The organism is Actinomyces bowdenii, assembly GCF_017592395.1.
GTDB lineage: Bacteria > Actinomycetota > Actinomycetes > Actinomycetales > Actinomycetaceae > Actinomyces > Actinomyces bowdenii.
Genome location: NZ_JAGFOU010000017.1, coordinates 1 through 14,904, shown reverse-complemented (window position 1 = coordinate 14,904; position 14,904 = coordinate 1). Strand labels below are relative to the sequence as shown.

The 14,904-nt window shown below is 70.5% G+C and carries 12 protein-coding genes and 1 pseudogene; 7 read left to right on the top strand and 6 right to left on the bottom strand.

Translation table 11 applies throughout. The features are described from left to right. The first annotated feature begins 24 nt into the window (after window positions 1–24). Window positions 25–807, top strand: coding sequence for an anaerobic ribonucleoside-triphosphate reductase activating protein (locus tag J5X07_RS08470; protein WP_228069863.1), 783 nt, complete (start codon window positions 25–27; stop codon window positions 805–807). A gap of 177 nt (window positions 808–984) precedes the next feature. On the opposite strand, the gene J5X07_RS08465 is transcribed toward J5X07_RS08470, so the two are convergent. Beyond that, window positions 985–1,764, bottom strand: coding sequence for a CPBP family intramembrane glutamic endopeptidase (locus J5X07_RS08465; RefSeq protein WP_179901347.1), 780 nt, complete (start codon window positions 1,762–1,764; stop codon window positions 985–987). Between the two features lie 178 nt (window positions 1,765–1,942). Between J5X07_RS08465 and J5X07_RS08460 the strand changes: the two genes are divergently transcribed. From J5X07_RS08460 to J5X07_RS08450, 3 genes are all read left to right on the top strand, one after another. Next, window positions 1,943–3,034, top strand: a complete 1,092-nt coding sequence (locus J5X07_RS08460; protein WP_208479453.1) for a sensor histidine kinase — start codon at window positions 1,943–1,945, stop codon at window positions 3,032–3,034. A gap of 4 nt (window positions 3,035–3,038) precedes the next feature. Then, on the top strand, window positions 3,039–3,695 hold the full coding sequence (locus J5X07_RS08455) for a response regulator (protein ID WP_228069832.1): 657 nt from the start codon (window positions 3,039–3,041) through the stop codon (window positions 3,693–3,695). Between the two features lie 283 nt (window positions 3,696–3,978). Further along, window positions 3,979–4,443: an excalibur calcium-binding domain-containing protein gene (locus J5X07_RS08450; protein ID WP_228069833.1), complete on the top strand. Its 465-nt coding sequence runs from the start codon at window positions 3,979–3,981 to the stop codon at window positions 4,441–4,443. Between the two features lie 54 nt (window positions 4,444–4,497). On the opposite strand, the gene J5X07_RS08445 is transcribed toward J5X07_RS08450, so the two are convergent. The 4 genes from J5X07_RS08445 to J5X07_RS08430 form a co-directional block, all read right to left on the bottom strand. After that, the gene (locus J5X07_RS08445) at window positions 4,498–5,571 is read right to left on the bottom strand and encodes a bifunctional glycosyltransferase family 2/GtrA family protein (protein ID WP_179901202.1); all 1,074 of its coding nucleotides are present in this window, start codon (window positions 5,569–5,571) and stop codon (window positions 4,498–4,500) included. Window position 5,572: 1 nt separating this feature from the next. Further along, the gene (locus tag J5X07_RS08440; RefSeq protein WP_208479451.1) at window positions 5,573–6,631 is read right to left on the bottom strand and encodes a phosphodiester glycosidase family protein; all 1,059 of its coding nucleotides are present in this window, start codon (window positions 6,629–6,631) and stop codon (window positions 5,573–5,575) included. Window positions 6,632–6,979: 348 nt separating this feature from the next. Continuing rightward, a complete protein-coding gene (locus tag J5X07_RS08435) occupies window positions 6,980–8,062 on the bottom strand; it encodes a tetratricopeptide repeat protein (RefSeq protein WP_208479449.1) in 1,083 nt (360 codons plus the stop codon). Continuing rightward, window positions 8,059–9,528, bottom strand: coding sequence for a tetratricopeptide repeat protein (locus J5X07_RS08430; RefSeq protein WP_208479447.1), 1,470 nt, complete (start codon window positions 9,526–9,528; stop codon window positions 8,059–8,061). Before J5X07_RS08430 ends, J5X07_RS08435 begins: the two co-directional genes overlap by 4 nt. A gap of 359 nt (window positions 9,529–9,887) precedes the next feature. Here J5X07_RS08430 and J5X07_RS08425 point away from each other — a divergent pair, with 359 nt between their 5' ends. From J5X07_RS08425 to J5X07_RS08415, 3 genes are read left to right on the top strand one after another with little or no spacing between them, the layout of a single operon-like run. After that, window positions 9,888–11,060 (top strand): ABC transporter substrate-binding protein, encoded by a 1,173-nt coding sequence (locus tag J5X07_RS08425; protein ID WP_208479445.1) that lies wholly within the window; start codon window positions 9,888–9,890, stop codon window positions 11,058–11,060. Continuing rightward, window positions 11,060–12,178 (top strand): FecCD family ABC transporter permease, encoded by a 1,119-nt coding sequence (locus tag J5X07_RS08420; protein ID WP_208479443.1) that lies wholly within the window; start codon window positions 11,060–11,062, stop codon window positions 12,176–12,178. The genes J5X07_RS08425 and J5X07_RS08420 overlap by 1 nt, the downstream gene beginning before the upstream one ends. Continuing rightward, window positions 12,175–12,957 carry an ABC transporter ATP-binding protein gene (locus J5X07_RS08415; RefSeq protein WP_124934132.1) on the top strand — a complete coding sequence of 261 codons (783 nt, stop codon included), beginning with the start codon at window positions 12,175–12,177 and terminating at the stop codon, window positions 12,955–12,957. The genes J5X07_RS08420 and J5X07_RS08415 overlap by 4 nt, the downstream gene beginning before the upstream one ends. Before the next feature lie 1,413 nt (window positions 12,958–14,370). Here the strand turns inward: J5X07_RS08415 and J5X07_RS08410 are convergent. After that, window positions 14,371–14,787 (bottom strand): annotated as a pseudogene (locus J5X07_RS08410) (transposase family protein); the annotation flags it as partial. Between the last annotated feature and the right edge of the window lie 117 nt (window positions 14,788–14,904).

Here is a 14,904-nt window from a genome sequence, read left to right as displayed (position 1 = left end):
CAGGCCCAGGGCGGGCCGCTGGGGCTGGACGGCGCGCCGCAGCCCTTCCACCCCGCCGGGGGCGCCCCCTCCGCGCACTGCCCCGCCTCCGAGCTCGCCATCGCGGGGCTGGTGCCTCTGTCCACCGTCGACTGGCCCGGGCGCCTGAGCGCCACGGTCTTCACCCAGGGCTGCCCCTGGAACTGCCACTACTGCCACAACCAGGACCTCATCCCCATCCGGGTGCCGAGCAAGGTCAGCTGGCGGGAGGTGCGCGACCTGCTCTCACGGCGCCGGGGCCTGCTCGATGCCGTGGTCTTCACCGGCGGGGAGGCGCTGCGCCAGCACGCCTGCGCCGCCGCGGCGGCCGAGGCCAGGGCTCTGGGCTTCGAGGTCGGGCTGCACACGGCCGGGGCCTACCCGCGGAGGCTGACCGATCTGGTCGCGGCCGGGCTCGTGGACTGGGTGGGCCTGGACGTCAAGGCCCTGCCCGAGCACTACCCGCAGGTGGTGGGCCGCCCCCGCACCGGGCGCAAGGCCTGGGACTGCCTGGAGATGCTGGTGGAGGCGGCCGGGCGCGGCGGGCCGGACTTCGAGGTGCGCACCACGGTGGCCCCCGGGGACGTGACGGCCGAGGACGCCTATGAGGTGGCTCGGCGCGTGCACGCGGCGGGGGCTCGCACCTACGCCCTCCAGCAGGCCAGGTCCGAGGGGGCGCGGGCGGATTTCATCGCCGTGGCCCCGGGCTGGGACGCCGCCTGCGAGCGCCTGGCCGCCCGCATCGAGGCCCTGGGCTGGGATGCCTTCACCTACCGGCCCGCCTCCTGAGGCCGGGGTGCCCGGATCGATGGCGGAGTCCCGACGGAGGGCGCCGGTGGAGGGTCCCGGGTGAGGGGCCGGGGTCACTGAGAGGAGGATCCAGCCCGCCGCCCGGACCAGCGGCATCGACGCCGTCGACCCGCTGGCCCGAGGGGCCCGGGCGGGAGCGCGGCGCTGCAACGGGCCTCACGTGTTGGCCAGGAAAGTGGAGGCGTTGTTGAGGATGTGAATGCCCGCCGGCAGGAGGAGGTTGCGGCGCGAGCGCAGGAACAGGATCCCCATGGCGAGCCCGAAGCACATGTGGGGGATGATGCCGATCCACTCCGAGGGCTGCAGCGAGCTCATGTGCAGCATGCCGAACAGTATCCCGGAGACCACCACCCCCACCCAGGATCGGGTGCGATCCCCGATGAGGGGGATGAGGAACTGCCGGAAGAACAGCTCCTCGACGAAGGGCCCCATCACCCCCAGGACCGCGACGACGACAGGCCGCGGGTAGGCCCCCAGGATCCGGCTGATGCTCGTGTCATTGCCCAGATCCTGCGCGCCGCCGGGCACCACTCCCGCCAGCCACCCTGCGATCAGCGACCCCACCGCCTCCAGGGCGAGGAGGATGGCGACCCCCAGTGCGAGCGTCCCCAGCGCCCTCAGCGGGTGGGCCCCGATCCGCCTCGCCCCGGTCAGCAGCTCCGAGTTCCAGGCGCACACCCCGATGGCGAACAGCAGGGCGTAGGCCGCCATCATGGGGCCGTGGCGCTGCCCCTCGGCCAGCACGAGCCTGCCCAGGCCCAGGGGGACGATGCAGACGTAGGCCACGGCGAACACTCTGCGGAGCACCCGTGCGGCCCGCGGGGCGCCCGCCGGATCGGCCACCGCGGTCGGGCCGCCGGCGGGTCCGCGCTTGGACGACGATGGGGCTGCGGGCGCTCCGGCTCTGGTGGATCGGGAGAAGCGGAAGGATGTCATGCCCGGAGCATGAACGAGGGAGGCGCCGGGGCGAAGGGACCGCGGGAGGATCCGCGCCGGGGTGATCGGGCCGGAGTCCATCGAACCCTGGTCCGATGCCCGGCCGCGGCGGCATCCATAGACTGGTCGGGTGCCCGGCTCCCCTGAACCCGTCTCCACTCCGCCGCGAAGGTCGGGGATGACCTGGACGATCACCGTCGTCACCACACTGCTGATCGGCCTGTGCGGTTCCGTTGCGGTGCCTGTGACCGGTCCGCGCTACGTGCCCATGCTGGTCCTGGCGGGGCTGGTGGGCCTGGTCGTGGCCACCATGTGGCTGCGGCGCCGGGACCGTGTGGCCTACGAGCAGTCCCTGGCGCGGGAGGCCGCGGCCCGCGCGGTGGCGGAGGACCGCCTGGCCATCGCCCGCGACCTGCACGACACCATCTCGGGGGGTCTGGGCGCGATCACCGTGCGAGCCGCGGTCGCCCAGCGGCTCGACTCGCATCCCGAGCAGCTGCTGCGGGCCCTGGCGGATATCCAGGAGGCATCGCGTCAGGCCACCGATGGGCTGCGCGACATGCTCGTCATTCTGCGCAGCAGTGGCATCCGCGGACCCGGCCCGGGGCTGGAGCCGTGTCGCCCCCTTCCGGGCTCCCCGGCCCCGGGCCGCCCGACGGCGGGGATAGCCGCTGACCGGGACGGGGCCCACCCCGCCGTGGAGGACGGCCTCACCGGTGGGACGTCGGGCGGCCTCCGCTCGGCTGTCCCGCCTCCCCGGGAGCTGGCCGACTCCGTGGCCGCCCTGGTCTCGCAGGCCGGCCAGCAGGGGGTGGAGGCCCGGGTGAGCATCGCACCGGAGCTCACCCGGGGCGCCGGCCTCGTGCCCGCGGCCCTCATCGACGCCGTCGGAGCGGTGATCCGCGAGGCGCTGAGCAACACCGCCCGGCATGCGGGCCCCGTGGCCGCCACGATCCGCCTGTGGTGGGACGATGAACGGGATGGATGGTGCGGTGACGGGCACGAGGGGCTCCAGGAGGGCGCGGTGCACCTGAGGATCGCCGATGCCGGCCCCGCCCCCGGCTGGGTCCCCCGCCCCGGGACCGGCCTGGGGCTGCGCGTCCTGGGCGAACGGGTCCAGGCCCTGGGCGGCGAGCTGTGGACCGGCAGCCGAATGGGCGCGCGGCCTGGTTTCGTCGTCGAGGCCCGCCTGCCGCTGCCCGGGAGCGCGCGGCATGGGGCGGCGCGAGGGGCGGCGCGGCGCCCGCAGTGCCCCGGTCGGGCGGAGTGAGCCGATGCGCATCCTCATCGCCGAGGATCAGGGCCTGCTGCGGGCCTCCCTGGCCGTGCTGCTGGAGGCGGAGCCGGACATGAGTGTGGTGGCCGCGGTCGGCGACGGCGCTGAGGCGGTGGCCCGCAGCGTCGAGCTGCGCCCGGACCTCGTCATCATGGATATCCAGATGCCCGTTCTCAGCGGTATCGAGGCCACGGCCCGCATCTGCTCCGATCCCGCCCTGGCGGGAACGCGGGTCCTCATCCTCACCATGTTCGAGCTCGACGACTACGTGCTGGGTGCGCTGCGGGCGGGCGCCTCGGGCTTCCTGCTCAAGGATGCCGAGCCCCAGACGCTCGTGGACGCCGCGCGCACCCTCCATGCCGGGCAGTCCCTGCTCGGCCCCGGGGTGCTGGCCCGCCTCCTGGCGCGCAGCGCGGGCAGCGGCCGGCCCTCCGCCGAGCTGCGTGGCCGGGTGCGGGGCTTGACCCCGCGCCAGCGAGAGGTGCTCGTGCTCATCGCCCGGGGCCTGTCCAACAGCCAGATCGAGGCCGAGCTGTCCATCACCCGGGCCACGTGCCGCACGCATATCACCGCCCTCCTGGCGCGCCTGGGTGCCCGGGATCGCGCCCAGCTGGTCATCGCCGCCTACGAGTCCGGGCTCATCGTCCCCGGATGAGCCCGGGCCCGGCAGTAGTGCCCGCGGCTGCTGCGGGGCGTCCCGTGCCTGCCCGTGGCCGCCGCAGGAGGCGCAATGGCACGATCTGGTGACGATCCGGGAGTATGGGGTCTCCTACGGCGGCGCGGTGCTTGACTTGGCGATGCCGATCACCGGCGCATCCCCACCCGTCTTTACTCCCACCGAGGCCTCCATGAGCATGCCTGCCAGCCCCATCCCGCCTTCGCCGAGCACTCTCCCAGGGGCACCGCTCTTCCAAGCGGCGCCCAGGCGCAGAGGATTCTTGCGGAGGTCCGCGCCCTTCATCGCCACCTTCATGCTCGGTGCGGGCATCGGCTCCAGCGGAGCGGCGAGCAGCACGGACCCGGCCCCGCAGGCGGAGCCCTCACCCGTGGTCACCGTGGTCCATGAGCCGACGCCCGTGCCCACGGTCGTCTACTCCCCCACACCGGTGCCCACAGTCGTGTACACGCCGACGCCCGTGCCCACGGTCATCTACTCCCCGGTCCCGCCAGCCCAGCCGGAGCCCGAGGCCCAGGCCCCTGACGTCACGGCGCCCCTGGTGGGCCAGGAGCAGCAGGCTGCCGCTGAGCCCGAGCCGGAGCCCGAGCCGGAGTCTGGGAGCGCCTACTACCCCAACTGCGCCGCCGCCAGAGCGGCGGGAGCCGCCCCCCTGTATGCGGGAGATCCGGGGTACCGCAGCGGATTGGATCGCGATAACGACGGGATCGCCTGCGAGAGAGGCTAGCAGTCCGTATCGGGGCCCGGCGGCGGGGCGGCACCGCGGGGTGGTGCTGGGGGCTCAGGCCTTCTCGCGGAAGACCAGGCGGCGCTGAGCGGTATAGCTGACCAGGTGGATCGCGCAGTCCCCGAGGATCTTGGCCAGGCCCAGGGGCAGGCCCAGGCCGGTGAGAGCCCACAGCGCTCCGTAGCTGGCCCCCACCAGGGCCAGCGCCAGGGCCGTGTAGCGCAGGGCCGTGCGGCCCACGGTGCCGGGCGCGGCGCGGAAGACCCGGCGGTTGAGGAGGAAGTTCGCCGTCCCGGACAGGAGGCGCGCTCCCACGGCGGCCGCCAGCAGATCGCCGCCCAGGGCGACGATCACCATGACCCCCAGCCAGTCGATGGCGAAACCGGCCAGCGAGGCCCCCATGAAGGCCAGCAGCGGTGCGTAGATGCGCAGGGAGTCGTGCAGGGGCCGGAAGTGGGAGGAGGCGTTGCCCGGCTCGTAGACGGTGGCGATCCCCACCTCCTCGACCTCCATCCCCAGGTCGTGGGCGCGCAGCAGGGCGGCGAGCTCGTACTCGTAGCGGTCGCCCTCCACCTCCTGGAGCCAGCCCAGCCCGCCGGCGGGGTAGCCGCGCAGGCCCGTCTGGGTGTCGCCCAGGGCCCAGCCCGTCGCCGCCCGGAACAGCAGGGCGGTGACGTCATTGCCGATCCGGCTGCGCAGCGGCACCGGCCCGGTGAAGCGGCGCACCCCCAGGGTCATGCGCCCACTGGCCCTCACCCGGGCGGCCACCGCCGCGATATCGGCCGGCGTGTGCTGGCCGTCGGCATCGGCGCACACGACGTCGGCCCGCGGCCAGTGGGAGGCGGCCCGGGCCAGCCCTCGGCGCAGGGCCTCGCCCTTGCCCTGGTTGACGGTGCGGGTGACGATCTCGGCGCCGCGCGCCCGGGCGGTGGCGAAGACGCCCGCGTAGTCGGGGCCCGAGCCATCATCGACGACGAGCACCGCGCAGCCGGGGTCCTGCTCGCGCAGCCGCTCGACCAGCCGGGGCAGGCGCTCGTCGGGCTGGTAGGCGGGGATGAGGACCACCAGGGTCGTGTGGGGGGCGCTCTGGCGGGCGGCGGCGCGCCTGTCCGTGCTGGTGCCGTTCATCTCAGGCCCCGTTGGCGATGTAGAGGATGTCGGAGGTGGCCCGCTCCCCGCCGTTGGAGGGCTGATTGATGATCGCGCCGTTGAAGTACATGGCCGAGGATCCCCCGCCGTCGAGGTTGTAGGCGGTGGCGCATCCCAGGTCGGTCATGATCCGGGCCAGCTCGGTCATGGTGGCCCCGCGCGAGTAGCCCTCCGAGCGCCCGTCGACGACGACGAGCACATAGTGGTGGTCCTCGATGAGGCCGATGGCGGTGCGCGGCTGCTGCCCCTGGATGGAGTGGTTGCCGACATTGGTGTCCACCTCGACGCTGTCGATGCCCTCCGGGACAGCGCCGTCGCGGACCAGGGCGGGGCCGAAGGAGCAGGTGCTCCAGACCCCGGCATCCAGGAGCGCCTGAGCGCTGGTGGCGGTCTCGTCGTAGACCTCCATACGCCCGTCGGCATGGATCGCCAGGCCCTCGCGCACGCCCTGGTCGCGGTAGACCACGCCGTTGCGGATGAGGATGCCGTCGCTGCGGAAGCCGTAGTAGTCGCCGTTGATGGCCACGATGGCGTCGTGCTCGGCAGCGATCCGGGTGGGCTTGGCGGTGATGTTCGTGCCGTACTCGTTGTTGGCGAAGGCCGAGCGCAGGGAGGTGGCGTCGGAGAGCCTGACGTCGGCGGTGTAGTAGGTCAGGGTCTGGGCCCCGGAGCCGGTGGTGACCTGCTCGATGGTGATGCTGGTGCGCGAGGAGGAGTAGGAGGTGCCTGTGATCCGGATATCCGTGGCCGCCTGCGCAGCGGCGGGCGTCACGGCGGCGTTGGCGGCCTCGTGGGCGGCGACGTCGGAGACCTCCACGTGGTCCACCACGAAGCGGTTGAGCGCCCACGCGCTGGTGCCGGTGGCGGTCAGGCCCAGGGCGGCGGCCCCGCCCAGGAGGAAGCGGCGGCGGGAGTGCGAGCGGCGGTGAGCTCCCGGCGCGCTAGCGGGGTGGGCGCCCTCGTGGTGGCTGCCCGTGGCGGGGTCGCTGGAGGGGCGGTGGTCGTGGTGGTCCCGGGTGGGGGTGGTGGAGCGGTGCATGGCTCCACCGTGGTCGGCCCGTGTGTGCCCGCCTTAAGGTGAGCTTGTGCGCTTCCTGTGAAGTCAGCGGCGTGGCGTGCGCGGTGGGCAGCGCCTGCTCGTGGCTGACGGCGCCCGGTGGGGCCCGGTTGGGCGTCACTTGGCGGAAAGCGCGTCACTTCGCGGAAAAGGCGACACCTGGAAGGTGCGTCCATTCCGCCAAGTGACGCCGAAGTCGCCAAGCGACGCCCTTCTTGAGCCCTGCGGGCTCCGTGCCTCCAGGCCTCTCAGGGCACGACCTCGAAGTCGCCGGCACTCAGCGCCCCGCCCCGGGCTCCTGCTCTTGCCAGTGGCACGCAGCGGGGCCATTCAGCCCTCGGCGTTGCGGAAGGCCTGGTGCGCCAGGAAGTAGCTGAGCACGCAGGCGCCCACGCCTGCCAGGAGCGCCCATGCCAGCGGGCTGCCGTTGCCCGTGTTCAGAAGGATGGCCGCGCCGGCGGCCATGCACACCCACTGCGCTGCCAGGACAACGGCCTGCAGCGCGATGAGCGGTCGTCGTCGCAGCGTGCCCCGCATCCGCGGGCCCAGGGAGCCGGGCAGGGCTGCGTGCACGGCTCTGGCGCGCATGCAGATGAGCAGGACTGTCAGGAGTGCGGCCACCAGGAGCGTGACGACCACGGCAACGGGCGGGGCGCCGGAGTTCCACATGGCGCCCAGGGCCAGTCCGCCTGTGATCAGGGCGAGCAGTGTGCCGGCGTGGGCCATGCCGACCACCTGGGCGACGATGATGTCGACCATGACCCGGGTTGCCGGCGCTTGGGGCAGTAGCGCGGCGAGATTGGCCACGCTGCGATCACCGCCGCGCGTCCTGAGCAGCCGGAGCTGGATGATCGCCAGCAGTCTTACTGCTGGAGCGAACTCCGGATCGAGGCGCAGGGAGCTCTCCGCTGCGCGTTTTGCCATGAGCAGGTCGCTGTCCACCACTGAGGCGCCGACGGTGTAGTGGGCGAGAGGCGAGTCAGGGTCCAGGCGCACGGCCTGGTCGCCTGCGTGGAAGGCCTCCTCATTGCGCTCCATCTCGAGCAGGGACCAGGCCAGGACGCCCCAGGATGTGGCATCCTGGGGGTCGAGTTGCAGGCTGGTGCGCAGGGGCTGCTCGGCCTGCGCCGCATCGCCCGAGAACAGTAGGGCCCTGCCGAGCTCGAAGTGCGCTGCCGGCTCCTGAGGCATGGCGGCCACTGCCAGGCGCGCCTGCTCCACTGCCTTGTCGTGGCGATCGCCGTCGCTGTGGGCACGGGCCAGGTGCATTCTGGTGTAGCCCTCGTACTGGGGGAAGCGGCCCAGGAGCGTGGACAGGGTCTCGACTGCCTGAGAAATCCTGCCTACCGCGACCAGGTCGGAGGCGTAGGAGGACAGCCTCTCGTACTCCTGGTGGGGATCCTCGGCACTCATAGGAGTCGACGCGCCTTCATCCACTGGCGCAGCGGCTCGTACTCCCCGGAGTGGTCGGCGTACTCCACCACGTTGCGGGCGACGTCGAACCACGGCCCTGTGGAGGGGCGCACCTCCGCCAAGGCCGCCTGGAGGTCCCGCATCTGGATCATCCGGGGCACACCGGTGCGCACCGACTCCATGAGGGCCTTCTCCGCGGCGGTCTCGCACAGGTGTGCCAGATCGGCGCCGGTCAAGCCGTCCGTGGCCCGGCTCAGGTAGTCCAGGTCGATGCCCTCGATCGGCCGGTTCTTGAGGTGGGAGTGGAGGATCGCGCTGCGGGCGGGTGCATCGGGGGGAAGGACCAGCACAGCCCGGTCCAGGCGCCCCGGGCGCCGCAGTGCCGGGTCGATATCCCAGGGGGCGTTGGTGGCGGCGAGGACGTACAGGCCCTCGTTGCTCGCCTCGACCCCGTCGAGCTCCTGGAGGAGCTGGTTGATCACTCCGCGCAGACCCGTCCAGCGTGTGGCCGAGCGCTTGAGCCCAATGGCATCGATCTCGTCGAGGAAGACGACGCAGGGAGCGCTGCGGCGCCCTCGCTGGAAGATGTCATGGAGCCTGGCCTCGGAGTTGCCGAGGTAGGGGTCCAGGACGTCGGTGAGTGTGACGTTGATGAAGCCGGCGCCCATCTCCCCGGCCACAGCCCGGGCGATGAAGGTCTTGCCCACGCCCGGCGGGCCGTACAGGAGCAGGCCGCCGCGCAGGCTCTTGCCGTACAGGCGGCGCAGCTCGGGATTGCGCATGGGGGCCAGGAAGGAGGCCTCGAGCCGGTCCTTGACGTCGCTGAGCCCGCCGACATCGGCGAGTGTGATCCCGGGTGTCTCGACCTCCCAGTCCTCAGGGGCGTGCTCGGGAGTGCTGGTGGGGATGCGCTCGGGCTGCTGCGGCGTCGTACCGGGGACGAAGGGGGCCGCGGGGCCCGCTGGTCCCAGATCCTCCTCAGCCCGCTGCCAGTCGAAGTCCGCGGGGGGCTGAGAGCCCTCCGGGGGTGTGGGGGCTGCGGTGGGCTCTGGCTGCCCGGGGCTGGCAGCGGTCTGTGCCGACGGGGCTGGCCGGGCGGACTCGGAGTCGGCAGGGGCGGAGGAGTCGGTGGCAGGGCCATTGATGATGGCCCCGTCGGGCGCTGCCGGTGCTGGTGGGGAGCCCTCCTCAGGGGTGCGCCCGGAGCCGGGCTGCTGCGGCGTCGGGTCCGTGGTCTCAGGCGGGGCGGGCTCCTGGGGGGAGGACGAGGGGGCCAGGGCACGGGCCATGAGGTCGCGGGCGGTCTGGTCGCCGGGGGAGTGCTGCAGGGCCATGGCGCAGTGGGTGATGGCCTCCTCACCGCGCCCGGCGCTGATGAGCTGCTCCGCGAGGTGGAGGCGCAGGGGCACATCATCGGGCGCTGCTTGGACGGCCCGCTCCAGGGAGCCGATGAGGGGGTTGCTCACGTGGCCGATTCTACGCGGCGGCCCATGATGATGGGCCTGCTGGCAGCGATCCGAGCCCGGGAAGTGCTGCCCATGGCGGGTGCGCGCCGGATGGCAGTCGGCGCGCTCCCGCGGCCGGGGCGAGGAGGGGGCCAGTGACTCGCGAGGCCTCCGCGCTTGCAGGAATCAACCAATCCTCACGAGCTTCTTGTGTGTCAGGCGAGAAGCTCCCGGAGCGCTCTTGACGGTTAAGTGAGCCATACCTAATATGATAACGATCTCGTTACGCAAAGCGGATGCCCCTGCGCGCACGGGATCCAGCCGTCATGAACCGGCACCGACCAGCCCGCTACCAGCATCGCCCCAGTGAAGGACTCGCCATGCGCCGTCGCACCCTGCTCCTCGCCCTGCCGCTGACCGCGGCCCTGACCGCATGCGGCGTCGCCTCCCGGGCGGGCGGGGGCTCCAGCGCCGGCACCGCATCGAGCTCCGGCGGGGGCGGGTTCACGGTCACCGATGTGGTCGGCCGCGAGGTCGCCTTCGAGGCCCAGCCGCGCAGAGTCGTCATGAGCGAGTCGCGCCAGGCCTACTCCCTGGCCTTCCTCAACAAGGACAATCCCCTTGACAAGGTGGTCGCCTGGGGCACGGACCTGCAGAAGGCGGCACCCGACTTCTATGACAAGCTCCTGGAGGTCGCGCCGGCGGCCGAGGGCATCCCCACGATCGGCTCGATCAAGTCCGGTGACCTCACCGTGGAATCGCTCATCAGTCACGAGCCCGACGTCGTCGTGCTCACCCTGGATGCCTATAACGAGGGCACGCAGGGCGACATCATCAGCAAGATGGAGGCCCAGGGCCTGCGCTACGTGGTCACCGACTTCCGGCGCGACCCGGTGAGGAACACGGTCCCCTCCGTCAGGCTCCTGGGCGAGATCATGGACTGCCGCGACACCGCCCAGCAGTTCCTCGACTTCTACTCCACGCATGTGGACCCGGTGGTGGACAAGGCCAAGGGCCTGTCCTCCAGGCCCACCACCTTCCTGTGGCGAGGCCCCGGCCTCAACGACCCCTGCTCCACCTACTCCACCGCGAACCTGGGGGCCGTGGTCACGGCCACCGGGGGCACGAACATCGCCGACGATCTGCTGCCCGGGGAGGAGGGGGTGCTCACCCCCGAGCAGGTCATCGCCTCCGCACCCCGGAACATCATCGCCACCGGCGGGGAGTGGGGCGGGCAGACGCTCAAGGACACTGCCAAGACCAGCTATGTCCATCTGGGCTACAAGGCCGATGAGGCCTCTGCCAGGGCCAGTCTGGACCAGCTCAAGGACCAGCCGGGCTTCGACCAGCTCACGGCCTTCGCCGACAAGCGCGTCTACGGCGTCTACCACCAGTTCTACGACGCCCCCTACAACTTCGTGGCCTACCTGGCCTTCGCCAAGTGGCAGAACCCCGAGGAGTTCAAGGACCTGGACCCCCAGGGGGCCTGGGAGGAGTTCCATGAGACCTTCATGCCGTGGAAGGCGCAGGGCGTCTTCATCACCGGTATCTGATGGGGCGCAGTCACCCGCCGGTGCCGGCCCGCGAGCGGCAGGGGCGCAAGGACCGGGATGAGGACCGGGACGCGGCCGCCGCCTACGCCTCCTACCGGCGTCGGACCCTGATCCGCCTGGGGGTGCTGCTCGCCCTCGTGGGGCTGCTCCTGGTCTCCTTCGTGGCGGCTCTCATGGTGGGACCGCTGGGCTTCAGCCCCCAGCAGGTCCTCTCCTCACTGCTCGACGCCGACTACGACCCGAGCGTGGCCACGGTGGTGGTCAACCTGCGCCTGCCCCCCGTGCTCATGGCGGTCCTGGTGGGCGGGGCCCTGGCGCTTGCCGGGGTGCAGATGCAGACCATCCTGGACAATCCCCTGGCCGAGCCCTTCACCCTGGGGATCTCCGCCGCCTCCGCCCTGGGGGCGGCACTGGCGATCGTCACCGGGCTCGTCCTGCCCCTGGCGCCCGGCTCCACCCTGGCCGTGGCCGCCATGACGGCGGGCCTGAGCGCCTCCCTGGCCATCGCCGCGGTCTCCCGGCTGCCGGCGGTGACCAAGGAGACGACGATCCTGCTGGGCATCGCCCTGGTCTTCAGCTGCCAGGCGCTGCTGTCCCTGGTGCAGTACCGGGCCTCCACTGAGAGCCTCCAGCAGATCGTCTTCTGGTCCATGGGCTCCCTCATGCGCGCCACCTGGGCCTCGGTGATCACGGTGAGCCTCGCCCTGGCGCTGGCCACGCCGGTCTTCTGGATCAATGGCTGGCGCCTGACCGCCATCGCCCTGGGGGAGGCGCGGGCCGCCGCCATGGGTGTCAACGTCTCGCGCCTGCGCTCCTGGAGCCTGGTGGGCGTGGCCCTGCTGGCCTCCCTGGCCGTGGCCTTCGTGGGGATCATCGGCTTCGTGGGCCTGGTGGGCCCGCATGTGGCCCGTGGGCTGGTGGGGGAGGACCAGCGCTTCCTGATCCCGGCCTCCATCCTGTCCGGCGCCACCCTGTTGACCGCCGCGCATGCGGTCAGCCAGATCATCATCCCGGGGGTGGCGGTGCCCGTGGGCATCCTCACCGCTCTGGTGGGGGTGCCGGTCTTCCTCGGCATCATCCTGGGCCGGCGCCGGAGCATGGCGAGGGGAGGATCATGAGCCTCGATGTCGAGTTCCTGCACTTCGCCTATGGAAAGCGCCCCGTGCTCACCGGCGTGGACGCCAGTTGGCGGACGGGCCAGGTGGTGGGGCTGCTCGGCCCCAACGGCGCGGGGAAGTCCACACTGGTGACCTGCATGGCCCAGTTGCGCCGATACTCGGGGACCGTCAGCTTTGAGGGCCGCAGTGGGCGCGAGCTGCGCGGCGTCGTGGGGTACATGCCTCAGGGGCTTCCCGGGGATGCGGCCCTGACCGCCTTGGAATCAGTGCTCACCGCCTCGCGCCGGGGGGTCTCGTGGCGCACGAGTCGGGCGGATGTCGCCCTGGCCTGGGGGGCCTTGGACGAGCTCGGCGTCGCCGAGCTGGCCGACCGCCCCCTGGGGCAGCTCTCCGGCGGGCAGCGCCAGCTCGTGGCCCTGGCTCAGACGCTGGTGCGCAGGCCGGGCCTCATCCTGCTTGATGAGCCCACCTCCGCCCTGGACCTGCGGCGCCAGGTCGCGGTGCTGTCCCATATGCGGCGCATCTGCCACCGCGATGCCGACCGGCTCGCCGTCGTGGCCCTGCACGACCTCAACCTGGCGGCGCGCTTCTGCGACCGGCTCGCCGTGCTGGCGGGCGGCCGGATCCTGGCCGAGGGGCCGCCGGTCGAGGTGCTGCGCCCGGAGGTGCTGGAGCAGGTCTACGGCCTGAGGGTGCGGATCGTGCCCGACGGCGAGCACGTCATGGTCGCCCCGGAGACCGGCGAGGAGAGTTGTGCCGGCCATCCTCAATCTCGATGATCGAACCCGGCGAGCAAGGTGTGCTCGACCCTGCCTGCTGATCCGGCAGGAAGACGGGCCACCTGGATGCTGACCTGTGGGGCCCCTCCGAAGTGTAGACATCCCCTGCGAATTGCAGGCAGCCCGGGGGTGTGTAGACGAGGTAGGGGATTTGCGGTCAAGTCTCTTGGCGGGGTGTTCCTCCGGTTATCGGGTGTGATGATGACGGTGTGGTGGGTGGTGCGGTCGGTGTGGAGCATGGTAGTCAAGCGTTGTATGGAGGTCTGGGATAGGTAGCAGCGTTTGCCGTGCTGCCATTCCTCGCGATGCGCTTGGAGGACGGCTCCGATCAAGCCTGTCATGGACTCACGGTCGGGGTGGGCTGCTTTCCCGGTGGTGCGCTCGGGGTGGAAGGCTGTCGTCCGGGCCGGTTTGTGCGGTGAGTTTCGGGTGGTGGGGAGAGGGGGTGGGGGTGTCGTTCTGATTGGTGGCCAGCTCTTCCCTGTGGGCCTGTGCTCTGCGCTGGCGGCGCTTCTCCATCTGCCACTCAGGATACATGGGCTTGGGCAGGGGGAAAGGGATAAGGCCTAACATTGCCAGAGCCATGAAGGATAAGCATAACCATCCAGTTGCTTTCCCTAGGGGACTGTCCGTTTCGGCCAGCAAAAATAGCCCTCCAAAGAACATCATTCCTCCAATGGCGGGCTCAATGAGGGCGATGGTGTTGCGCCCCAGATCGAAGGTGGAGTCCATCATTGAACGGCACAGATCTGCATAAGGCGAGTCGGAGAACATCTCGAACCACCAATTGACTAGTGCTCCCGCGCCGATCGCTGTGCACATGATTCCGTATACTGTGTCATCAGGCACTGAATCGCTCCCCGTGTGTGAAGGCGGTGGTTTATTTGCTGTGCTGGGTCGTGTCTCATGTTGGGCTTTCGGGGCCTCGGGGTGTTACTTGTGGACGCGGCGATTTCCCATGTTGTCGTAGGTCATAGAGATATTTGCTGAAGCGGATGAGTAACACCCGATCCTCGTTATCATCGGAAGCTTCGGTCAATGCTTCGTGGGTGCTGGGTGTCTAGCGGAACAGGCCTAATAATCCGTCGCCTAGAGCGTTTCCTGCATATGATCCGGCGATACCTCCAGCGATTCCGCCGATGACGCCTCCGATTGCTGCGCCGGCGGGGCCGCCGATGCATACGCCAATCGCTGCACCCCCCTTTGCCCCGAGTGTGGCGCCGGCCCGGATCCCGTCGGCTGTTGCTGCACCCTTTCCGCCTGCACACACTACCTTCGCTCTCTCCTAGTGAGGGGTTATGGGAATTCTTCTGCCACTGGTCGCAGGCACTGGCGGTGAACGATATGGCGGTGCTTGTACTACTCCTCCGATACTGTGCTTCATGCTCAGGGTGTTATTCGTGTGGGGGTTTATCAGCCTGTTCTGTAGAGTTCGAATTTGGTGACCAGGGTGATGATGCTGGGGAGTTCTGCCAGGCGGCGGCGGTAGCCGGTGGATAGGATTTTCCATTTCTTCAATGTGGCGATGGCGTGCTCGATAGCGGCGCGTGTGGAGGATGCAGCCCTATTGAACTCTTTTTCCCATTCCAGGCGATCTCTTCCTCGAGTCTTCTTAATAGGGGTCAGCGCGCCGTGTGTAGTGTAGGCGGTGTCCGCTATCCAATCGGCGCCGGTAAGGATTTCATCCCAGCCGCACAGGCCAAGTGCGGCACTGTCGTGGCGTGAGCCGGGCACTGGGTCTGAGACGGCCACCAGGGTGGCGTCGGTGGTGGCGGCGACCTGGACGCTCAGGCACTGGGCGTGATGCTTACCTGAATAGTGGCTCTTCGTGTTTGAGGGTGTGGTAGGTGGGGCTTATCGGCGCTTTTAGGTGGTTGCGAGGTGGTCCTTGAGTCGTCCGGCGTGGATGAGGCTGCGGGTGGTGTAGTTGGTGAGGTTGCGGAATCC